The following is a 21,196-nucleotide window of genomic DNA, read 5'->3' as shown; positions in this document are numbered from 1 at the left end:
ACCGGGCTGCCATGTGCCCCATGAGCCAACTGCACCACCCGCCATCGCGTCCGTGATGCCGCGCCAGTGATGCCGTTGCAGCAGCCCGCCAACCGCCCCGCCGATGCCGAGATGGCGGGGCCGTTCCCTCCCGACTTGCACGACGTGCGCCACCTGTGGCTCAAGGCAGGATTGCTTCTGCTGTGGGCCCTGGTGTCATTTGGCGCCACCTACTTCGCCCGCGACCTGCAGGTCTTGGTGTTTGGGAGTTGGCCCCTGGGTTACTGGATTGCCGCCCAGGGCGCCGTGCTGGTGTTCATCGCCATCGTGGTCGCCTACGGCTGGGCCATGAACCACTTCGAGCGGCAAGACCAGGAGCGCCGTGAGGCGTTGGCGCTTTCCGCTCCTCCCGCTGAAGATATCTCCCATGGCTGAGCGCAAGCCGGGCAGCGCCGAGGCGGACCGCGCCTATTTGTGGCGGCTGCACCGCATCCTGGCTCTGTATGTGGCCGGGGTGCTGGGTTTTCTGGCGCTGATGACCTGGGCTGAGCACCAGGGCCTGTCGCGCCACTGGATCGGCCCCATCTTTTTGTTCCTCACCGTGATGGTGTATGCCGGTATCGGCGTGTATGGCCGCACGACGGACCCAGAGGACTATTACGTGGCGGGGCGGCGCATTCCGCCCATGTACAACGGCATGGCCACGGCGGCTGACTGGATGAGTGCGGCCTCGTTCATCAGCCTGTCGGGTGCGCTGTACCTGCAGGGCTTTTCGGGCACGCCAGGACAGGCCGGTGGCCTGGCCTACCTGCTGGGATGGACGGGTGGCTTTTGCCTGGTGGCCATGCTCATCGCGCCGCACCTGCGCGCCATGGGCCTGTACACCGTGCCTGACTTTTTTCACGTGCGTTTTGGCGGGCGCTGGCCGCGTGTCATTGCCGCATTGGCGGCCGTGTTGTGCTCGTTCACCTATGTGGTGGCGCAGATCTACGGTGTGGGGCTGATTGCGTCGCGCCTCACGGGTGTGCAGTTCGAGATCGGCATCATGCTGGGCCTGGGCGGGGTGCTGCTGTGCTCGTTCCTGGGCGGGATGCGGGCCATCACCTGGACGCAGGTGGCGCAGTACGTGGTGCTGCTGCTGGCGTTCATGATCCCGGTGTCGTGGCTGGCGTACAAGCAGCTCGGCAGCCCGCTGGCGCCGCTGGTGTATGGCGCGCAGATCAGCAAGATTGCCGACCTGGAGGCGCAGCTGCTCGACTCTCCGGCCGAGCACCAGGTGGTGCAGGCCTACCTGCAGCGCGCCAAGGACTTCGAGGCGCGTCTGCAGGATGTGGAGGCGGCCCTGGAGCGGGAGCGTGAGAAAGGGCGGGAGCGCATCCGTGCCCTGCGTGCCCAGAACGCCGATGTGGGCCTCATCGTCTCCGCCAGCCGCGAGCTCGCGGGGCTGCCGCGCGATGCGGCTTCGGCCCGCGAACGCTGGACCCGCGAAATGCGCGAGAACTACGAACGCGCGCGCCCCTTGGGTGGGTTGCCCCCCCACAGCCAGGCCTATGCGGGTGACCCCCACGGCACGCCTGAGGAGCAACGTGACTACGAGCTCACGCGTCGCAACTTCCTCGCGCTGATGTTCTGCCTGATGGTCGGCACCGCCGGGCTGCCCCACCTGCTGACCCGTTACTACACCTCGCCCACAGTGTCAGCGGCGCGCGCGTCGGTGGGCTGGTCGCTGTTTTTCATTGCGCTGCTGTACCTCAGCGCGCCTGCGCTGGCCGTGCTGGTGAAGTTCGAGGTCATGCAGAACCTGGTGGGCAGCAGTTTTGAGGCCCTGCCCACCTGGATGGCGCAGTGGGCGCGGGTGGACAGCTCGCTGCTGTCGGTGGAAGACGTGAACGGCGATGGCCTGATCCAGTTTGGCGAGATCCGGCTGGGGGCTGACCTCATCATGCTGGCCACGCCCGAGCTGGGCGGGCTGCCCTATGTGGTGTCGGGCCTGGTGGCGGCGGGGGGGCTTGCGGCGGCGCTGTCCACGGCCGATGGCTTGCTGCTGACCATCAGCAACGCGCTGGTGCGCGACCTGTATTTTCAGGACACACGCCGACAGGCGTCTCCCGAGCAGCGGGTGATCCTGACCAAGTTCACGCTGCTGGCCGTGGCTCTGTCGGCTGCGTTTGTGGCAGCGCTCAAGCCGTCTGAAATTTTGCCCATGGTGTCGGCCTCGTTCTCGCTGGCGGCATCAGCGTTTGTGCCAGTGATGGTGCTGGGCATCTTCTGGCGGGGCACCACGCGGCAAGGTGCGGTGGCCGGCATGCTGGGCGGGCTGGCCATCACGGTGTACTACATGCTGTCGCATGTGCCGGCCATGCAGGTGCTGCCGCGCTGGCTGCTGGCCGATGGGTTGTGGTTTGGCATCCAGCCCATCTCGGCGGGTGTGTTTGGTGTGCCGTGTGGCCTGCTCGTTACCCTGGTGGTCAGCTGGATCACCCGGCCCCCGCCGCCGCTGCCCCGCATCCGTTCCGAGATGTAGCGCCCACGTCATGGGGGTTATGTGTAAACCCCGATTTGCAGAGGTGCCAAAACATGGGATTCTGGTTTGCGGGTGACGGCCTCGCAGCCGTCCCCTGCATTGCCCACTACTAGGAGACTCATGGTTCTCGTCAAAACCCCCGCAGGCCAGGAAGCACTCAAGGACCGTCACGGCAGCCTGAGCTCGCGCCAGCGTTCGGCCTTCATTCTCTTTGACGGCAAGCGCACAACGGGGGAGATTTTGGCGGCCACAGCAGCCATGGGCATCACGCAGGATGATGTGCAGGCCATGATCGCCCAGGGGCTGCTGGCGCCGGTGGGGGGGCAGGCGTCTGCTGCTGCCGCGAGCCCTGTTGCCACCAGTGAAGCGCCAGCACCCGCCGCCTTGGCAGAAGCTCCCGCCACCGATCTGGGCACGGTGGCGTCGCCCGTGGAGGGCTCCGGGCGTTCGCCCATGGAGCGCTACCAGGCGGCGTACCCCATTGCCACCGAGCTGACGGCAGCGCTGGGCTTGCGCGGGTTTCGGCTGAATCTGGCGGTGGAGGGGGCTGGCAGTTTTGAAGACCTGGCCGCCCTGGCCCCCAAGATCCGCGAGGCTGTGGGCGATGTCAAATTTGCGCGGCTGGACAAAGCGCTGTTTGATTGAGGCCCCGAGGTTCCGGCGCGGTCTTGCTGGACAGAAGCTTGGGTGGGGCGCCAGTTCCACAGACCGTTCGCAAGATGCGCGAGCATGAAAAAAGCGGCCCGAAGGCCGCTTTTGTTTTTGCCGATGCAGGCAGGAAAGCAGGACAGACGCTGAGATCAGCGGCCCACCTTCAGCAGTTCCACGTCGAACTTGAGCGTGGCGTTCGGGGGGATCACGCCGCCCGCGCCACGTGCACCGTAACCCAGGGCGGCGGGGATGATCAGCGTGCGCTGGCCGCCGATCTTCATGCCCTGCACGCCTTCGTCCCAGCCCTTGATGACCATGCCGGCGCCCAGTGCAAATTCAAAGGGGTCGTTGCGGTCGCGGCTGGAGTCGAACTTGGCACCTTGTTCGCCGTTGTTGTACAGCCAGCCGGTGTAGTGCACCGACACGTTCTGGCCCTTGGTGGCTTCGGCGCCTTCGCCCACGGTGGTGTCTTCGTATTGCAGGCCGGATGCGGTGGTGGTCAGTGCCATGGGAGTTCCTTGGTTGCTATTAAAAATATAGCTTCAGGCGCATGTGTTGATTGCGCTTGAAGCTATTTTGACCCCTATTTTAACGAAAGCCCCGCGCGGAGGCCCGGCGGGGCTTTTCCCTGCGTGCACAGGGCGGGGCGGGAGTGGCGCGTCAGGCCTTCTTGGCGCGGCCTGCGACCCAGCGGGTGGCAAAGGCCTGCACGTCCGACAGGCGCTTGAGCAGGTCGGCGCCCGAGGGGGTAACGGTGTAGCCGTCGCTGCCGTGGTCCACAAAACCGGCTTCGCGCAGCTCTTTGATGCGGGTGTTGAGCGTGTTGGGGGTAATGCCACCCACGCTGTCCTGCAGCAGGCGGAACGTCTGTGGGTGGCCGTCCTTCAGGGCCCACAGCACGCGCAGCGCATAGCGGCATTCAAGTCTCTCGAAGAGCTGATTGATGGAAGCATTTTCTTTGGAGCTCATGGACGCTTCTCCTCGCGCAAATATTGGATCTGGATTCAGTGCGGGTGGCCGTCAACCGGGCCCGCTGATGCGCTGAGACTATAGCGCGGAACCCATTTTGCTACAAGTTTAGTAGCTCAGAACGCACAGCACACATGCGCTAGTGGCGAAAAATACCATGTTACGTATCAAACTGTTGCGACAGGGCCACGGTTTTGGGCCCCGGTCAGGCGCGCCCCAGCCCCGCCAGATGCCCCACCAGCAACTGGGCCGCGGGGGGCAGCCACTGCGCACTGCGGTAGCAGATGGCAAAGCGCCTCTGGGCCCAGGGGTCGCTCAGCGGGACGATGCGCACCGGCGCCAATTGGGCAAACGGTTGGGCCACCTCGCGCGGCACCACGCTGATGGCCAGGTTGGCGCGCACCACCCGCAGGGCGGCGTCAAAGTTGGACACCAGCACCCGGTGGGCCAGCATTTTCCCTTCCACTGCAGCGGCGCGCGCCAGCAGCACCTGCACCGCGCTCAGCGCGGGCATGCTGACGAATTCATGCTCCAGCACGTCGGCAAAGCGCACGCTTTGCAGCTGGGCCACGGGGTGCGACTCGTGCGCCACCACGGCCAGGTGGTCGCTGCGGTAGGCGCTGGTTTCCAGGCCCGACAGGTCAGCTGCGTCCCAGCAGATGCCGATGGACGCGCTGCCGTCGCGCACGCCCTGCACCACATCCGGGCTCACCCGTTCTTCCAGGCTGATCTGGATGTTGCGGTACGCCGGGTCTTGCAGAAAGGCCGCTACGTCGTCGGCCAGCGACTCGGCCATGACCGAGGCCGTGACCAGCATGCGCACATGGCCCCGGGTGCCGGTGGCATAGGCCGCCATGTCGCGCTCGATCTGCCCCACGTTGGCCAGCATGGTGCGGGCGTGCTCCAGCAGCGTCTCGCCCGCCGGGGTGGGCACCACGCCCCGGCGCTTGCGCAGCAGCAGCGGCGTGCCCACGGTGTCTTCCAGCTGCGCCAGCCGCTTGCTGATGGCCGAGCCCACGATGGACTCCTGCTCCGCGACGCGCGCGATGCTGCGTTGCTCGCACACGGCGGCGAACAGCCGCAGGGTCTGTAGATCCAGATCGCGCATTCGTGGTCTCTCAGGTGGGTTGTGATGTTCCTTTTGGGAATCTTACGGGTTCCGAGATGTATTTTCTGATTCCGTAGGGAATTTCTAGAATACGCTTATTCACCGCACCACAAAGAGACCACCGTGAGCCCAGCGAACACCCCCTCCGAGATGCCACGCGCCATCGTCCGCGAAGTGGGCCTGCGCGACGGCCTGCAGAGCATTGCCACCGTGGTGTCCACCGCGCACAAGATCGAATGGATCAACGCTGCCTACGCCGCCGGCCAGCGCGAAATCGAGGTGGGCTCCTTCGTGCCCGCCCGCCTGCTGCCCCAGCTGGCCGACACGGCCGAGGTGCTGGCCCATGCCAAGACCCTGCCCGGCCTCGTCGCCTCGGTGCTGGTGCCCAACTACAAAGGTGCCGAGCGCGCGCTGGAGCAGGGCGCCGACCTGATGATCGTGCCCCTGTCTGCCAGCCACGCCCACAGCCTGGCCAACCTGCGCAAGACGCCCGACGAGGTGGTGGCCGAGGTGGCGCGCATCCGCGCGCTGCGCGACGCCAGCGGCAGCCGCACCCTGATTGAAGGCGGAGTCGGCACGGCCTTTGGCTGCACCCTGCAAGGGGAGGTGGCAGAAACCGAAGTGCTGCGCCTGATGCAAGCGCTGCTGGATGCGGGCGCCGACCGCGTGAGCCTGGCCGACACCGTGGGCTATGCCGACCCCGCCTCGGTGGCCCGTCTGTTCGGCAAGGCGCGTGCGTTGGTGGGCGACCGCCTGGCCTGCGCGCATTTCCATGACACGCGCGGCATGGGCCTGGCCAATGTGTACGCTGCCTGGCAGACCGGCATCCCCCGCTTTGATGCCTGCCTGGCCGGCATTGGCGGCTGCCCGCACGCGCCGGGCGCCAGCGGCAACGTCACCACCGAAGATCTCGTGTTCATGCTGGAGCGCATGGGCGTTGCCACCGGCATCGACGTGACCGCGCTGCTCGCGCTGCGCCAGCGCGTGGCAGGCTGGCTGACGGGCGAGACCCTGCACGGCACGCTGTGGCAAGCGGGGCTGCCGCAGAATGCCGCACCTGCGGTGCTGCGCGAAGCCGCAACGGCCTGAACCCTTTTTTCTGAACGCTCTGAACATGCACGACACACTCGCCACCCCTCCGTCCCCCCGCCTGCCGCTCGAAGGCCTGCGCGTGGTGGAGTTCACCCACATGGTCATGGGCCCCACCTGCGGCATGGTGCTGGCCGACCTGGGCGCCGAGGTCATCAAGGTCGAGCCCGTGGACGGCGACCGCACGCGCCACCTGCTGGGCGCAGGCGCCGGTTTCTTCCCCATGTTCAACCGCAACAAGAAGAGCATTGCGCTCGACCTGCGCAGCCCCGAGGGGCTGGAGGCGGCGCGCAAGCTGGCGGCATCGGCCGACGTGGTGGCGCAGAACTTCAAACCCGGCGTGATGACGAAATACGGCCTGGACTACGCCGCGCTGAGCCAGGTCAACCCGCGCCTCATCTACGTCAACCACACCGGCTTTCTGCCCGGCCCTTACGAGCACCGCACAGCGCTCGACGAGGTGGTGCAGATGATGGGCGGCCTGGCCTACATGACCGGCCGCCCCGGCGACCCGCTGCGCGCGGGCAGCAGCGTGAACGACATCATGGGCGGCATGTTTGGCGCGATTGGCGCCATGGCCGCGCTGATGCAGCGCGGCATCACCGGGCGCGGGCAAGAGGTGGACTCGGCCCTGTTCGAGAACAACGTCTTCCTGGTCGGGCAGCACATGATGCAGTACGCCGTCACTGGCCAGCCCGCCGCGCCCATGCCCGACCGCATTTCGTCGTGGGCCGTGTACGACGTGTTCAGCGTGAAAGACGGCGGGCAGATCTTTTTGGCCGCAGTGAGCGATGCGCAGTGGCAGACCTTTTGCGACGCCATGGGCTATGCCGACCTGAAGGCCGACGCCAGCCTGGCCACCAACAACGAGCGCGTACGCGCCCGCCCCACGCTGATGCCTGTGCTGCGCGAGCGCCTGGCGCAGCACACGGCCGACGAACTGGCCGCGATCTTCGAGCGCCATGGCCTACCGTTTGCGCCCATCCGTCGGCCCGAAGAACTGTTTGACGACCCGCACCTGCAAGCCACCGGTGGCCTGGCCGACATCACGCTGCCCGATGGCGAGCGCGCAGGGCAGACCGCACAGATCACGCTGATGCCGCTGCGCCTGGCGGGCCAGCGGCTTGATGTGCGCTGCGACCCGCCGCGCCTGGGCCAGCACACGGCCGAACTGCTGCAGGGCCTGGGCTATACGGCCGGTGCCGTGGCAGAGCTGCAGGCATCAGGGGCCATCGCCTGATTTTTTGACGAACTGGTGGCATGAAAACGCGGCGCAGACCGCAGCCCCAGGATTCCCCACCAACGACCGGAGACAACCCCATGCGCAAGACCACTTCTTTCATTGCCTCATCCCACGCTGCGTCTGCTGCAGCGGGCCTCCTCACGCGCCGCCAGGCACTGGCCACCGGCGCCGCTGCGCTGGGTGCTGCGGCCTGGGGTCTGCCCCGCATGGCGCACGCCCAGGGCGACGGCAAGCCGCTGCGCGTGATCCTGCCGCTGTCGGCGGGCTCGGGCGCGGACGGCGCCATCCGCGCCATCAGCACCAGCCTGGCCAAGGCGTTGGGCCAGCCGGTGGTCATCGAAAACCTGCCGGGCGCGGGCGGCATCACTGGCACGACCCAGATCGTGCGCGCGCCCAAGGATGGCTCGGTGATTGGCGTGGTGTCCAACAACCACGTGGTCAACCCCAGTGTGTACAAGAACATCCCGTTCGACTCGCTGGCCGACATCACGCCCATCACCATCCTGGGCGCCACGCCGTTTGTGCTGGTCGCGCACCCTGCGCTGCCCGCCAAGACGGTGCAGGAGCTGATCGCCCTGGCCAAGTCCAAACCCGGCGTGCTCAACTATGGTTCGTCCGGCAACGGCACCATCCTGCACCTGGGTGCGGCCATGTTCGTGGACCAGGCCAAGCTGGACATCAAGCACATTCCCTACCGGGGCATGGGCCCGCTGATGAACGACATTTTGGGCGGGCAGGTGCAGCTGGGCGTGGTGGCGGTGGCACCGGCGGCCGCGCACATCAAAGCAGGCTCATTGCGCGCCCTGGGCGTGACCACGGCCACCCGCGTGGCGGCGCTGCCCGGCGTGCCCACCATTGCCGAGCAAGGCCTGCCGGGCTATGAGCTGGACGGGTGGATCGCCCCCGTGGCGCCTGCGGGCCTGCCCAAAGCGGAACTGGCGCGGCTGTACAACGGCTTCAAGGCCGCCATGGACATGCCCGAGGCGCGCGACGCGCTGATTGCGCAGGGCTACGAGATCAAGCTCACGCCGCCCGAGCCGGCCGCCGCCTTCTTCCGCAGCGAAGCAGCGCGCATGGCGCAGGTGGTGAAGAACGCGAACGTGAAGATTGACTGACGCAGCGCGGGGGACTGCCTGCGGCGTGTTGGCGCGGGTCGTCAGGCAGGTTTTGAGGGTTTTTGGGCGCATGCGCTAGTGCAATATGCCTGAGGCGCAATTTTATTGATAGCAATTGCATGGGTGCCGAGGCCCAGCGCCCACAGGGCTGCGGCGCCATCGCAGAGCAGTGTGAGGGGCGGCTGCCTTGCGGCCCCGCATCAGGCGCGCGGCGCGGGCAGTGCAGGGTGGGCGTGGCGCAGGCGGAACACCTCCACGGCCTGCACCAGTTGCTGCGCCTGCCCGCTCAGGCTGCCTGCGGCGGCGGCGCTTTCTTCCACCAGGGCGGCGTTCTGCTGCGTGGCCTCGTCCATGCGCACGATGGCCTGTGTCACACGCAGCATGTCGCTGGTCTGCGCGGCGCTGGCCTGGCTGATCTCTTCCATCAGCGCGCTCACGCCCTGGATGGACGACACCACCTCGGCCATGGTGATGCCTGCATTGCGCGCCAGGTCCGAGCCGGCCTGCACACGCTCCACGCTGGTCTGGATGAGCTGCTTGATCTCGCGCGCGGCGCTGGCGCTGCGGGTGGCCAGGTTGCGCACCTCGCTGGCCACCACGGCAAAGCCCCGGCCTTGTTCGCCCGCGCGTGCGGCCTCGACAGCGGCATTGAGCGCGAGGATGTTGGTCTGGAACGCGATGCCGTCGATGACGCCAATGATGTCGGCAATGCGGCGCGAGCTGTCCTGGATGCCTTGCACCACCTCCACCATCTGCGTGACCACATCCCCACCGCGTTGTGCCACCGAGGCCCCGTTTTTGGCCAGCTCGTTCGCGCGCAGGGCGTTAGACGCGTTTTGCTGCACGGTGGACTGCAGCTGCTGCATGGACGAGGTGGTTTCGTCCAGCGATGAGGCCTGCTCTTCGGTGCGATGGCTCAGGTCGGCGTTGCCCTGGGCGATTTCAGCGCTGGCACTGGCCACGCCTTCGGCGTTGCTGCGCACGCCGGAGACCACGTTTTCCAGGTTGTCTTGCATGGCGCGCAGGGCCTCCAGCAAGCGCGCAGGCTCATCCTTGCCCTCGACCTCGATGCGGGTGGTGAGATCGCCCGCCGCCACTTTGTGCGCCACCGACACCGCCACGCCCAGGGGGCGTACCACCGACCGCGTCAGCAGCCAACCCGCGCAGGCGCCCAGCGCCGTGACCAGCGCCAGCGCCACCAGACTGCTCACCAGCGCCCGGCGCGCATCCTGCGCCGCCTGCTGGGCAATGGCCGCGCTGCTCGCGGCCACCTGCTGGCTCAGCTCGGTGAGCAGCTTGGCGGGGCCCTGGTCAATGTCGGCCACGTCGGCATCGCCGGCCGACGGCACAAAGCCGAGCGACTGGAACACCTCGAAGCCTTTGCGGTAGCCCTGCGCCATCTGCGCGTGGGCCTGGGTGAACTTTTGCAGCGCCGCTTTTTCCTGCGCGTCGGTCAGTTGGGGCTCCAGCGCTTTGGCGGCATCGGCCACCCGCTTTTCGCTGGCCTGAAAGGCGTTCCAGTGCAACTCGCGCTTGCGCGAGTCCTCGCCACGCAGCAGGGTGTTCTTCCACTCCAGCACCTGGGTCTTGAACTCGCTTTCCATGCGGCTCACGGCGCGCTCCTGGGCCATGCGCTGTTGCACCGTGGTGTCGTAGGTGCCCAGCGTTCGGTACAGGGCGGCAATGCCGAACAGTGCGGCCCCCAGCAGCAGGGCCAGCACCAGGCCCAGGGCGGTGGCCATGCGTGCACCGATGGAGTAGTTGGACATTTTCATCAGGGGCTCCAAAGGTTCTGCAGCAGGCCCGTGGGCTGGTGCTAAGAGGCGCTGGTGGCTCAGGCCTTCAGCTTGAGCAGGTACACCATCACGCGGGCGGTGGTGAGATCCAGTTCCATGAACTCTGCCAAATCCTTGCCGGTGAGCCAAGAGGGTTCCCACCGGTTCTGCTTGAGCGTGCGCAGCCAGGATTCGTGGCGGGTGGCCGCCTCGACGGCGGCCAGCATTTCAGCGGTGCGCGCAGCGGGCACGCCCTTGCCGGTGAACACGCCGCGCCAGTTGGCCATCACGGCGTCCAGCCCTTGTTCACGGAACGAGGGCAGACCAAAAACGCTGCGGCGCGACGACACGCCCACGGCACGCAGCTTGCCTGCCGCGATGGCGTCGTTGAACTCGCTGTAGCCCGACAGGCCCAGCGCCGCGTTGCCCGACAGCACGGCCTCGACCACCTCGGCACCGCCAGGGAAGGGCTTGTAGACCAGCCCTTCGGGGTTGGCCTTGGCGGCGCGGGCCAGTACGCCTGCGTAGATGTGGTCTACGCCACCGGCCGAGCCGCCGGCAATGGGCACGGCCTTGAGGTCGGCACGCAGCGCATCGGCGAGGTCCTTGGTGGTCTTGATGGGCGAGTTGGCCGCTACAGCTGCCACCAGGTAGTCGCTGGTGAGGCGCGCCAGGGGCTGGATGTGTGTCATGTCCACCGCTGGCTTTTGCAGCGCCACGGCGCCCACCATCACCATGCCACCCATCAGCAGCGTGTTGGGGTCGTTGCTGTACTTTTCGGCGTACTTGGCCAGGCCGATGGTGCCGCCCTTGCCGCCGATGTTTTCGTACTCCACCTGGTCCGCAGCACCAGCTGCGACCATGGCGGCACCCAGAGCACGGCCTGTCTGGTCCCAGCCGCCACCCGCATTGGCAGGGATCACGATGCGCACGGTGCCTGCCAGCTTGGCCGCCTTGGCGGCTGCAGGGGCAGGGCGTGCAGTCGTCGCAGCGCTCTGCGCCCAGGCGGCGGAGGGGCCGAGTGTGGTCCAGGCCAGGGCTGCGGCAACGGATTGGGCGATGGCCCGGCGGCGGTCGATCTCTGCAGACATGGAAAGTCCTTTGACAAAAGGGGAGGCAGGAAGGGCGTTGCGAGTCAGAGCCCAGGCCGCTGCCGGAGCGCCCTGGCTGCGCTGCTTACGCGCTGCCACGCCGAAGCAGCGCAGTCAGCCTGCGGTGGCATGCAAAGGGGCGCGCACGCCACCACCCGGGCTGTGCGCGCAATGGTCGCCATCCAAGCTGTCAGTCTGCTGTCGGTGGCATCAGGGTAAACGCGGAGATTGGGGTGCCAAACAGAGCGGTCGAGCGGATCTGTGCACCATGAAAAACGCCCTGCGCCGCAGATGCGGGGCAGGGCGCTCGTGCCAACGAAGGCTGGTTCGCGAGGCTTACAGCGAGTCGATAAAGCTGCGCAGCTTGTCAGAGCGGCTGGGGTGCTTGAGCTTGCGCAGCGCCTTGGCTTCTATTTGGCGGATGCGCTCGCGGGTCACGTCGAACTGCTTGCCCACTTCTTCCAAGGTGTGGTCGCTGGTCATCTCGATACCGAAGCGCATGCGCAGCACCTTGGCTTCGCGCGGCGTGAGGCCGTCCAGGATGTCCTTGACCACGTCGCGCAGGCCGGCCTGCATGGCGGCTTCGATAGGAGCGGTGTTGGCTCCGTCCTCGATGAAGTCGCCCAGATGGCTGTCGTCGTCGTCGCCGATGGGCGTTTCCATGGAGATCGGCTCCTTGGCGATCTTCATGATCTTGCGGATCTTGTCCTCGGGGATCTCCATCTTGGCCGCCAGGATGGACGCATCGGGCTCAAAACCAAACTCTTGCAAGTGCTGGCGGCTGATGCGGTTCATCTTGTTGATCGTCTCGATCATGTGCACCGGGATACGGATGGTGCGCGCCTGGTCGGCGATCGAGCGGGTGATGGCCTGGCGGATCCACCACGTGGCGTACGTCGAGAACTTGTAGCCCCGGCGGTATTCGAACTTATCCACCGCCTTCATCAGGCCGATGTTGCCTTCCTGGATCAGGTCGAGGAATTGCAGGCCACGGTTGGTGTACTTCTTGGCAATCGAGATCACGAGGCGCAGGTTGGCCTCGATCATTTCCTTCTTGGCATCGCGCGAGGTGGCTTCACCTTCGTTCATGCGCTTGTTGATGCCTTTCAGCTCGGCCAGCGGCACCACGACGCGGGACTGCAGGTCCATCAGCTTTTGCTGCAGGTCCTGGATGGGCGGGATGTTGCGCGCAATCACGGCCGACCAGGGCTTGCCAGCGGAGGCCTGCTTCTCGACCCACTGCAGGTTCAGCAGGTTGGGCGGGAAGTCCTTGATGAATGTCTCTTGGGGCATGCCGCACTTGTCCACGATGATGCGGCGCAGCTCACGCTCCTTCTTGCGCACGTCGTCCACCTGGCCGCGCACCATGTCGCACAGCTTCTCGATGGTCTTGGCGGTGAAGCGGATGGTCATCAGCTCGGCCGACAGGGCGTGCTGGGCCTTCACGTACGCTGGGGTGCCGTAGCCTTCCTTGTCGTACACCTTGTGCACTTTTTCAAACAGCTCGCGCAGCTTGTCAAAGCGCTCCAGCGCCTGCTTCTTGAGTTCTTCGAGCTTCTTGGTCAGCGCCTTGGAGCCGCCCTTGCCGTCGTCGTCATCGGCTTCGTCGAACTCGTCGAAGTCTTCTTCGGCCACATAGTCGTCGGCCTCGTTGGGGTTGGAGAAGCCGTCCACGATGGTGGAGATGACGACCTTGCCTTCGCGGATTTCCTCACCCATGTTGAGGATCTCGGCGATGGTGGCGGGCGATGCGCTGATCGCCTCCATCATGGCCATCAGGCCGCCTTCAATGCGCTTGGCGATTTCGATTTCGCCTTCGCGGGTCAGCAGCTCCACCGTGCCCATTTCGCGCATGTACATGCGGACCGGGTCAGTGGTGCGGCCGAATTCCGAGTCCACGGTGGACAGCGCGGCTTCGGCGGCTTCTTCGGCTTCTTCTTCAGTGGCGCCAGCGGGAGCGTTGTCCGTGATGATCAGCGCTTCAGCGTCAGGCGTCTGCTCATACACCGCCACGCCCAGGTCGTTCAGGGTGGTGATGACGGCTTCGAGGGTTTCGGCATCGACCAGCTTGTCGGGCAAGTGGTCGTTGATTTCAACGTGCGTGAGGTAGCCGCGGGTCTTGCCCAGCTTGATCAGGGCCTTCAGGCGCTGGCGGCGCTTTTGCATGTCTTCTTCGGACAGGACGGTTTCGTCCAGGCCGAATTCCTTCATCAAGGCCCGTTCCTTGGCCTTGCTGATCTTCATGCGCAGGGGCTTGACCTTTTCGACCGTGGCGGCTGCCTCGGGGGTCTCTTCGATCTCGCCTTCGAGGTCGGCTTCGATGTCGGACAGGTCGGTGTCGTCCACACTCTCATCGCCGCCGGCGGCTGCCTTGGGCTTGCGGCCGCGCTTGGCGGGGGCTTTGGCTTCGGCGGCACCTGCGGCCTTGGCAGGGCGGCCGGGCTTTTTCTTGGGCGCTTCTTCGTCGTCGGCAGCCGCTGCCTTGGCGCGGGCAGGCTTTTTCTTCAGCAATTCATCGGCAGCTTTGATCAGCTCGGCAGTACTTTTCACGGGCACAGTTTTCACTTTCTTGGCGACCGGGGCGGGCGCAGCGGCAGCAGCCTTTTTGGGGGCCGCCTTGGCCGGCGCTTTGGCCGCGGTTTTGGAGACAGCCTTTGCGGAGGTGCCTGAGGCAGACTTGGGCGACTTCGCGGACTTTTGAGCGGGCATGGAGCAACCTCAGAATCAAAAACGGACACAAAGAAAACGCAAGCGCCTCAGATCCCGGCGCGGGTGGCAACGCAAAGCAACAAGGGCTTTGCGCCTGGAGGGGACACCCTCAGCGGCAAGATGTCTGGGCGATCATTTGGTGTGCAGTCCTTGCGATAAGTGGGCCCATCAGCGCATAGGTGCGCGTTTGTCACGGTGGCCCGGCTCGGAGGTGCTGCTGTCGCTCTTGCCAATAACTAACCTTATATTATACCGCCAGCGCCCGATTCAAGCGGCTTTTGGCGCTATTTGCTCCAATTCCTTGCGCTTTTCGGCCAGCGCTCGGTAGCGCTCCAGGGCTGATGGGTCTTGTGCTACCTGCAGCACCAGCAGTTTTTGCTGCTCCTTGATGTCTTCGATCTGCATGCGGGTGAGCAAGTCGCGCAGCTCCAGCCGCAATTCGTGCAGTTCGCCCTCGGTCTGCGCGTGCGAGCCGGTCATCACCTTGACGGCCAGCTCTTCGCACTCATGGTCGCGCAGGCTCTCGCGCAGCACGGCCCAGGCCAGAGGGCCATGCTCATGGAACTGCGCTTCCAGCCACGCGAACAGCGGCCCATGGGACCCCGGCTGGGCCGCCAGTGTGGTGTGGTCGTCGTGCGTCAGCTCTTCCAGAAATGCCATGTGCGACAGCAGCAGCCGCGCGGCGTGGTCGGCGCGGCTCATGGCCGGCGTGCGGGGCAGGCGGGGTTGGGGCGGCCACGGGGCGTCCTTGTCGCGCTTTTTCCATCCTCCGCCGCTTTTCCAGTCGCCCCCTTTGCGAAATGGGGGCTTGCTGCCCCCATAGCTGCTTTGGCCTCCGTAGCCGCCCTGGTTGCTGTAGCCGCCGTATCCGGGGTCGTAGGCGGGGCCTGACGACTCGGTGTGGGGCTGCCAGCCATCGGCGTCGGGCGGGGCATCCCAGCTGGGCGCGTCATCCGCAGCTGGGCGGGGCTGCTGGCGCTGCGGGGGTGCGTGGTGGGCGGCGCGCAGGCCGTCGCGGGCGGCGGCCTGGCCCCACAGGTCTGACAGGTCGCGGGCATTGAGCTGGGTCAGCTCAGCCAGCTCGCCCAGCAGCTGGCGCTTGAGCACGCCGTCCGGCAGCGCCGTCCACAGTGGGCGTGCGTTGCTGGCCATGTGGGCGCGGCCCTCGGCGGTGGCCAGGTCGCAGCCTTCGCTGGCCGATTCGACCAGGAAGCGGCTCAGCGGCGTCGCTTGCTCGACATGGCGCGCAAAGGCGTCCGTACCGTGCTCGCGGATGAAACTGTCCGGATCATGCTCAGCGGGCAGGAACAGAAACTTGATGCTGCGCGTGTCGGTGGCGTGGGGCAGGGCGCCGTCCAGCGCCTTGCGCGCGGCACGCCGCCCAGCGCTGTCGCCGTCAAAGCTGAACACTACGGCGTCGGTAAACCGCAGCAGCTTTTGCACATGCTCGGGCGTGCAGGCCGTGCCAAGCGTGGCCACCGCGTTCGGAAAGCCCAGCTGGGCCAGCGCCACGACGTCCATGTAGCCTTCGGTGACCAGCGCGTACCCGGCCTCGCGGATGGGCGTGCGGGCCTCGAACAGGCCGTACAGCTCGCGCCCCTTGTGGAACACCGGGGTTTCGGGGGAGTTGAGGTACTTGGGCTTGTCGTCTCCCAGCACCCGGCCGCCAAAGCCGATGTATTCGCCCTTGACGTTGCGGATGGGGAACATCACCCGGTCGCGAAACCGGTCGTAGCGCTTGCCGCCGTCTTCGTCGTTGACGATGACCAGGCCGCTTTCCTCCAGCAGCGGGTCGTCGTAGCTCGGAAACACGCTCGCCAGGCTGCGCCATCCCTCGGGCGCATAGCCGAGGCCGTAGCGCTTGGCCACCGCGCCCGAGACGCCCCGACCCTTGAAGTAGCCAATGGCGCGCTGCGACTCGCGCAGCTGGCGGCGGTAGGCGTCGGCGGCCTTTTCGAGCACATCGTTCAGTGTGGCCTGCTTCTGGCGTGCGGCGGCGGCCCGTTCCTTTTCTTGCGGGGAGATGTCGTCATCGGGCACCTGCAGGCCCACGCTCTGGGCCAGGTCCTGCACCGCCTCGACAAACCCCATGCCCGCGTGGTCCATCAGAAAGCTGATGGCGTTGCCGTTCTTGCCGCAGCCAAAGCAGTGATAGAACTGCTTGGCGGGGCTGACGCTGAAGGATGGCGATTTCTCCCCATGGAAGGGGCACAGCCCCATGAAATTGGCGCCGCCCTTCTTGAGCTGCACGTAGCGCCCCACGATGTCCACCACGTCCACACGGGTGAGCAGTTCCTGAATGAAAGACTGAGGGATCGTCACACGGCCTATTGTCCGCGTAAACTCTTTGTAACCAGTTATTGCTGGAAAGGCTTTTGGCATGGGGTTCGCGGCATGTGGGCGGGCGTGGGTGGGCAGGGCGCTGCACAGGTGGCGCGCCAGCCTGCCCGCGCTGTTGCTGGCCCTGTCAGGGCTCGCGTTACTGCAGCCGGGGGCCGCCCAGGCCGCGACAGTGCTCCGGGTGCTGGCTTGGCCGGGCTATGCCGACCCGGACTTTGTGGCGGTGTTCGAGAAGCGCCATGGGGTCAAGGTCGAGATCACCACGGTGGCGTCGGACGATGTTTTGCGCGCCAAGATGGACAGCACGGACGGGCCGGGCTTTGACTTGGTGGCCGCCAACACCGCAGAAATCGCGCGGCTGATCCTGCACGACAAGCTCGCGCCGTTGCCGCTGAGCAACATCCGCAACACCGCAGGGCAACTGCCCCGGTTTCGCCAGCTGCACACCATCTCGGGCATTGGCTGGCGGGGCGAGGTCTATGCCATGCCCTTTACCTATTCCGAAATGGGGCTGGTGTATGACCGGCAGCAGTTCAGCGCGCCGCCGCAGTCGATTGCCGTGCTGTGGGACCCGCGCTGGCAGGGCAAGGTGCTGGCGTTTGACGGCAGCAGCCACGGCTTTTCGCTGGCGGCCATGCGCCGCGGCCTGCCGCCGTTTCGCATCGATGCCGACCGTTTCAGCCCGCTGGCCAAGGACCTGGTTGCCCTGCGGCGCAACGTGCGGTCGTTCTACAGCCTGCCGGAAGAGTCGGTGGAGCTGTTTCGCAAGCACAAGGTGGCCGTGATGCATGCCAACTACGGACAGCAGCAGCTCAAGCAGCTGCGCGACGCGGGGCTGGATGTGGGCTATGTGGTGCCCAGGGAGGGCGCGCTGGCCTGGCTGGACTGCTGGGCCATCACCCGCCGCTCCACCCAGGTGGACCTGGCCGCCGAGTGGATCAACTACATGCTCGACCCCGCTGTGAGCCGTGAATTCACCCGGCGCCAGGGACTGGCCAACACCCTGGACGAGCCACCGGCGCTGGCGGGCGATGTGCCGATGGGCCCCATCGTGTGGCTGGAGCCGGTGGAAGACGAAGCTTTGCGTGCGCGGCTGTGGCAGCGCATCGTGTCGGGCGACCGACCCAACCGGTTCTGATCGGTCCTGACCCATGGCCCGCATGAAATGGAGCATCGCGCTGAGGCTGGGGGCCCTGCTGGCCTCCTTTAGTGTGTTCGCGGCCATTCTGGCGGGCTACTACACGTTTGATTCGAGCCGTGAGCGCCTGCAGGGGCGGGCCGAGCGCTCGCTGCTGGCCACCACACAGGTGCTGGCGCGCCACATGCAGGCGGGTTTTGGCACGGTGGCGCGCGACACGGCCTTTCTGGCCGACGCCGCTGCCGTCGAGCAAGACCAAGCGCGGCTGGCCGACCTGTTCAAAGCCAACCTGCAGGCCCACCCCTCGTACCTGCAAATCCGCTTCATCAGCGCCAAGGACTATGGGCTGGAGCTGGTGCGCATCGACCGCCAGGGCGACAAGCTGGTGCGCGTGCCCGATGACCTGCTGCAGGAGAAGTCGCACTTCCCGTTCGTGTTCGAGGCCCTCAGCCTGCCCGATGGCGAGGTGTATGTGTCCGAGTTCGGCATCAACCACGAAGACGCCGCGCAGGAGGCGGCCGTGCCTGTGTTCAACATGGCGTCTCCCGTGGTGCAGGCAGGCCAGCTGCGGGGCGTGGTGGTGGTGCGGGTGGCGGCCGCGCCGTTCCTGCACAACTTCAATGCTGCCTTGCCCACGCCCTACGGGTTCTATCTGGGCAACCGCTGGGGCGACTTTTTGGTGCACCCGGACGCCGCGCAGACCTTCGGCTTTGACCGGGGCCAGCGCATCCTGATCCAGGAGTCGTTCCCGCAGGTAGCGGCGCTGGTCGAGGGGCGAGCCGAAGAGGCGGTGCTCAGCCAACCCGGTACCGACGACGAGGAAGCGCGCGTCTTTGCGTTTGTGCGCATGCCCTTTGGCAATGAGGACGAGGGGCGCTTCATGGTGGTGGGGCTCTCGCAGCCGCTGGCGGTGGTGCAGGGCGAGGTGCTGGACCTGGGGCGCAGCATCCTCAAGATTTTGCTGGTACTCAGCGTGGTGGGCGTGGCCCTGGCGGCCGGGGTGTCGCGCCTGGTCGCCCAGCCGCTGCAGGCCATGGTGAGGGCGGCGCAGGCGTTTTCGCGCGGGGAGTCCCACGGCGCGCTGCCGGTGCACCGGGGCGACGAAGTGGGCGAGCTGGCCCGCAGCTTCCAGGACATGGAGCAGCAGATCAGCCGCCAGCTGGCCGAGCTGAACCTGAGCCGCGACGCCATGGCCCACCTGGCGCACCACGACGCGCTCACCGGCCTGCCCAACCGCCGCATGTTCGAGCAGCGCCTGGCCCAGGTGCTGGAGCTGTCGCGCCGCAGCGGCCGCAGCTGTGCCCTGCTGTTCGTGGACTTGGACGACTTCAAGGCCATCAACGACACGCGCGGGCATGCCGTGGGCGACCTGGTGCTGCAGGCGGTGGCCCGCACCATCGTGGGCGCCGTGCGGCAGGTAGACACCGTCGCCCGGCTCGCCGGGGATGAGTTCACGGTGCTGTGCGAAAACGTGGATTCTGAAGAGGCTGCGCTGCAGATCGTGACCAAGCTGCAGCATGCGTTCGAGCCGCCGCTCGCCATCGACGGCGAGCCCCTGGCCGTGCGTGCCAGTATTGGCTTGAGCCTGTTCCCCCGCGATGCACAGGACGCGCGTGCACTCATGGCCAGCGCCGACGCGGCCATGTACCGCATCAAGCAGGGCCACAAGCGAAAGCTGTGAGGCTGCGTACTGCTGCAACCTTGCCTACCCGCCGGCCCGTGTTGCTTTCGTGTCAGCCTGCGGCGCTAGGCTGTGTGTCGTTCACCTTCTTGCACTGACCCATGACCTCCATCTTTGACCAGCACCTGCCCCGCAACGAAGCCAACTTTGCCGCCCTGTCGCCCCTGTCGTTCATCGAACGCACTGCCGAGGTCTACCCCGACCGCCTGGCCATCGTGCACGGCGAGCTGCGCCAGACCTGGGCCCAGACCTACGCACGCTGCCGCCAGCTGGCCAGCGCACTGACGAAGGCGGGCATCGGCAAGAACGACACTGTGGCCGTGATGCTGCCCAACACGCCCCCGATGGTGGAGGCGCACTTTGGCGTGCCCATGGCAGGTGCCGTGCTCAACACCCTCAACACCCGGCTCGACCCGGAGGCCATCGCCTTCATGCTGGACCACGGCGAGGCCAAGGCCGTGATAGTGGACCCCGAGTTCAGCGGCACCATGGCTAAGGCGCTGGCCCTGCGCACCGCCACCACGCCCTTGCGCGTGATTGAGGTGCAAGACGCCCTCTACGGCCCCGCCGTGCAAAGCCTGGGCGGCACCGACTACGACGCCTTTGTGGCCAGCGGCGACGCGGCCTTTGCCTGGAGCCTGCCCGCCGACGAGTGGGATGCGATTGCGCTCAACTACACCAGCGGCACCACCGGCAACCCCAAGGGCGTGGTCTACCACCACCGGGGCGCGGCCGCCAATGCCATCAGCAACGTGCTGGAGTGGGACATGCCCAAGCACGCGGTGTACCTGTGGACGCTGCCCATGTTCCACTGCAACGGCTGGTGCTTTCCGTGGACCATTGCGGCGCGCGCGGGTGTCAACGTGTGCCTGCGCCGAGTGGACGCACAGGCCATCTTCGACGCCATCCGCCACCACGGTGTCACGCACTACTGCGGCGCACCCATCGTGCACGGGCTGCTGGTGAATGCGCCCGAGGCCATGAAGGCGGGCGTTCCTGCAGGCGTCAAGGCCATGGTGGCGGGCGCCGCGCCACCGGCGTCGATGATCGAAGGCATGGAAAAGATGGGGTTCGATTTGACCCATGTGTACGGCCTGACCGAGGTGTACGGCCCGGCCACCGTGTGCGCCAAACACGAGGCCTGGGATGCCCTGGACATTGGCGAGCGCGCCCGCCTCAATGCCCGCCAGGGCGTGCGCTACCACCTGGAGCGCGACGTGCGCGTGCTGGACCCCGAGACCATGCAGCCCGTGCCGCAGGACGGCGAAACCATGGGCGAGATCATGTTCAAGGGCAACATCGCCATGAAGGGCTACCTCAAGAACCCCAAGGCCACCGACGAGGCCTTTGCGGGCGGCTGGTTCCACAGCGGCGACCTGGCCGTGCAGTACCCCGACGGCTACATCAAGATCAAGGACCGCAGCAAGGACATCATCATCTCGGGCGGCGAGAACATCTCGTCCATCGAGGTGGAAGACGTGCTTTACCGCCACCCTGACGTGTTGGCCGCCGCCGTGGTGGCCAAGCCCGACCCCAAGTGGGGCGAGACGCCCTGCGCGTTTGTGGAACTGAAGGCCGGTGCACAGACCACGCCCGAAGACATCGTGGCGCACTGCAAGAAGCACCTGGCGGGGTTCAAGGTGCCGCGCGCCGTGGTTTTTGGCGAGCTGCCCAAGACCAGCACCGGAAAGATCCAGAAGTTCGAGCTGCGCAAGCAGGCCGGGTCGGCAGCAGCCATCAACGTCTGAGAAGGCAATAGGGATCCTCTGCACAAATCACCGCGC

General features: G+C 66.4%; 16 protein-coding genes. 9 read left to right on the top strand and 7 right to left on the bottom strand.

Annotated elements, in window-relative coordinates; genetic code table 11:
• Positions 1-69: 69 nt before the first annotated feature.
• The 3 genes from ASD94_RS05880 to ASD94_RS05870 all read left to right on the top strand — a co-directional run bounded on the left by ASD94_RS05880 (position 70) and on the right by ASD94_RS05870 (position 3,148).
• Positions 70-414 (top strand): DUF4212 domain-containing protein, encoded by a 345-nt coding sequence (locus ASD94_RS05880; RefSeq protein ID WP_056639865.1) that lies wholly within the window; start codon positions 70-72, stop codon positions 412-414.
• The gene (locus ASD94_RS05875) at positions 407-2,503 is read left to right on the top strand and encodes a VC_2705 family sodium/solute symporter (protein ID WP_056639862.1); all 2,097 of its coding nucleotides are present in this window, start codon (positions 407-409) and stop codon (positions 2,501-2,503) included. Before ASD94_RS05880 ends, ASD94_RS05875 begins: the two co-directional genes overlap by 8 nt.
• Before the next feature lie 120 nt (positions 2,504-2,623).
• Positions 2,624-3,148: a hypothetical protein gene (locus ASD94_RS05870; RefSeq protein ID WP_082576776.1), complete on the top strand. Its 525-nt coding sequence runs from the start codon at positions 2,624-2,626 to the stop codon at positions 3,146-3,148.
• A 155-nt stretch (positions 3,149-3,303) separates the two neighbouring features.
• Here ASD94_RS05870 and ASD94_RS05865 read toward each other — a convergent pair whose 3' ends face one another.
• The 3 genes from ASD94_RS05865 to ASD94_RS05855 form a co-directional block, all read right to left on the bottom strand.
• On the bottom strand, positions 3,304-3,663 hold the full coding sequence (locus ASD94_RS05865) for an FKBP-type peptidyl-prolyl cis-trans isomerase (protein WP_056061897.1): 360 nt from the start codon (positions 3,661-3,663) through the stop codon (positions 3,304-3,306).
• A gap of 151 nt (positions 3,664-3,814) precedes the next feature.
• A complete protein-coding gene (locus ASD94_RS05860) occupies positions 3,815-4,123 on the bottom strand; it encodes a helix-turn-helix domain-containing protein (RefSeq protein WP_056639856.1) in 309 nt (102 codons plus the stop codon).
• Between the two features lie 205 nt (positions 4,124-4,328).
• Entirely contained in the window at positions 4,329-5,231 is a 903-nt protein-coding gene (locus tag ASD94_RS05855) for a LysR family transcriptional regulator (protein ID WP_056639853.1), read from the bottom strand.
• A gap of 150 nt (positions 5,232-5,381) precedes the next feature.
• Here ASD94_RS05855 and ASD94_RS05850 point away from each other — a divergent pair, with 150 nt between their 5' ends.
• The 3 genes from ASD94_RS05850 to ASD94_RS05840 all read left to right on the top strand — a co-directional run bounded on the left by ASD94_RS05850 (position 5,382) and on the right by ASD94_RS05840 (position 8,678).
• On the top strand, positions 5,382-6,320 hold the full coding sequence (locus ASD94_RS05850; protein ID WP_056639851.1) for a hydroxymethylglutaryl-CoA lyase: 939 nt from the start codon (positions 5,382-5,384) through the stop codon (positions 6,318-6,320).
• 25 nt (positions 6,321-6,345) lie between these two features.
• A complete protein-coding gene (locus tag ASD94_RS05845) occupies positions 6,346-7,560 on the top strand; it encodes a CaiB/BaiF CoA-transferase family protein (RefSeq protein WP_056640106.1) in 1,215 nt (404 codons plus the stop codon).
• Between the two features lie 80 nt (positions 7,561-7,640).
• The gene (locus tag ASD94_RS05840) at positions 7,641-8,678 is read left to right on the top strand and encodes a tripartite tricarboxylate transporter substrate binding protein (protein ID WP_056639848.1); all 1,038 of its coding nucleotides are present in this window, start codon (positions 7,641-7,643) and stop codon (positions 8,676-8,678) included.
• 200 nt (positions 8,679-8,878) lie between these two features.
• Here the strand turns inward: ASD94_RS05840 and ASD94_RS05835 are convergent, their stop codons facing one another.
• From ASD94_RS05835 to dnaG, 4 genes are all read right to left on the bottom strand, one after another.
• Positions 8,879-10,453: a methyl-accepting chemotaxis protein gene (locus tag ASD94_RS05835; RefSeq protein WP_056639845.1), complete on the bottom strand. Its 1,575-nt coding sequence runs from the start codon at positions 10,451-10,453 to the stop codon at positions 8,879-8,881.
• Positions 10,454-10,512: 59 nt separating this feature from the next.
• Entirely contained in the window at positions 10,513-11,544 is a 1,032-nt protein-coding gene (locus tag ASD94_RS05830; RefSeq protein WP_056639843.1) for a tripartite tricarboxylate transporter substrate binding protein, read from the bottom strand.
• 336 nt (positions 11,545-11,880) lie between these two features.
• The gene (gene rpoD, locus ASD94_RS05825; RefSeq protein ID WP_056639840.1) at positions 11,881-14,253 is read right to left on the bottom strand and encodes an RNA polymerase sigma factor RpoD; all 2,373 of its coding nucleotides are present in this window, start codon (positions 14,251-14,253) and stop codon (positions 11,881-11,883) included.
• Positions 14,254-14,520: 267 nt separating this feature from the next.
• Complete coding sequence (dnaG, locus tag ASD94_RS05820) at positions 14,521-16,575, bottom strand: DNA primase (protein WP_056639838.1); 2,055 nt, start codon at positions 16,573-16,575, stop codon at positions 14,521-14,523.
• Positions 16,576-16,633: 58 nt separating this feature from the next.
• Between dnaG and ASD94_RS05815 the strand changes: the two genes are divergently transcribed.
• From ASD94_RS05815 to ASD94_RS05805, 3 genes are all read left to right on the top strand, one after another.
• Positions 16,634-17,731: a PotD/PotF family extracellular solute-binding protein gene (locus ASD94_RS05815; protein WP_235510590.1), complete on the top strand. Its 1,098-nt coding sequence runs from the start codon at positions 16,634-16,636 to the stop codon at positions 17,729-17,731.
• A 13-nt stretch (positions 17,732-17,744) separates the two neighbouring features.
• Positions 17,745-19,412 carry a GGDEF domain-containing protein gene (locus ASD94_RS05810; protein WP_235510589.1) on the top strand — a complete coding sequence of 556 codons (1,668 nt, stop codon included), beginning with the start codon at positions 17,745-17,747 and terminating at the stop codon, positions 19,410-19,412.
• Positions 19,413-19,513: 101 nt separating this feature from the next.
• Positions 19,514-21,160 (top strand): acyl-CoA synthetase, encoded by a 1,647-nt coding sequence (locus ASD94_RS05805; RefSeq protein ID WP_056639834.1) that lies wholly within the window; start codon positions 19,514-19,516, stop codon positions 21,158-21,160.
• Positions 21,161-21,196: the final 36 nt, after the last annotated feature.

The organism is Acidovorax sp. Root70 (assembly GCF_001428225.1).
In the GTDB taxonomy this organism is placed as follows: Bacteria; Pseudomonadota; Gammaproteobacteria; order Burkholderiales; family Burkholderiaceae_C; genus Acidovorax.
This window is presented reverse-complemented; position numbering and strand designations above follow the sequence as displayed.

Coding starts and splice junctions, on each gene's coding strand:
- ASD94_RS05805 (WP_056639834.1), top strand. CDS start 19,514: ATGACCTCCATCTTTGACCAGCACCTGCCCCGCAACGAAGCCAACTTT.
- ASD94_RS05830 (WP_056639843.1), bottom strand. CDS start 11,544: ATGTCTGCAGAGATCGACCGCCGCCGGGCCATCGCCCAATCCGTTGCC.
- ASD94_RS05850 (WP_056639851.1), top strand. CDS start 5,382: ATGCCACGCGCCATCGTCCGCGAAGTGGGCCTGCGCGACGGCCTGCAG.
- ASD94_RS05810 (WP_235510589.1), top strand. CDS start 17,745: ATGGCCCGCATGAAATGGAGCATCGCGCTGAGGCTGGGGGCCCTGCTG.
- ASD94_RS05860 (WP_056639856.1), bottom strand. CDS start 4,123: ATGAGCTCCAAAGAAAATGCTTCCATCAATCAGCTCTTCGAGAGACTT.
- ASD94_RS05835 (WP_056639845.1), bottom strand. CDS start 10,453: ATGAAAATGTCCAACTACTCCATCGGTGCACGCATGGCCACCGCCCTG.
- ASD94_RS05815 (WP_235510590.1), top strand. CDS start 16,634: ATGGGGTTCGCGGCATGTGGGCGGGCGTGGGTGGGCAGGGCGCTGCAC.
- ASD94_RS05855 (WP_056639853.1), bottom strand. CDS start 5,231: ATGCGCGATCTGGATCTACAGACCCTGCGGCTGTTCGCCGCCGTGTGC.
- ASD94_RS05875 (WP_056639862.1), top strand. CDS start 407: ATGGCTGAGCGCAAGCCGGGCAGCGCCGAGGCGGACCGCGCCTATTTG.
- ASD94_RS05845 (WP_056640106.1), top strand. CDS start 6,346: ATGCACGACACACTCGCCACCCCTCCGTCCCCCCGCCTGCCGCTCGAA.
- ASD94_RS05840 (WP_056639848.1), top strand. CDS start 7,641: ATGCGCAAGACCACTTCTTTCATTGCCTCATCCCACGCTGCGTCTGCT.
- rpoD (WP_056639840.1), bottom strand. CDS start 14,253: ATGCCCGCTCAAAAGTCCGCGAAGTCGCCCAAGTCTGCCTCAGGCACC.
- ASD94_RS05865 (WP_056061897.1), bottom strand. CDS start 3,663: ATGGCACTGACCACCACCGCATCCGGCCTGCAATACGAAGACACCACC.
- ASD94_RS05870 (WP_082576776.1), top strand. CDS start 2,624: ATGGTTCTCGTCAAAACCCCCGCAGGCCAGGAAGCACTCAAGGACCGT.
- ASD94_RS05880 (WP_056639865.1), top strand. CDS start 70: ATGCCGTTGCAGCAGCCCGCCAACCGCCCCGCCGATGCCGAGATGGCG.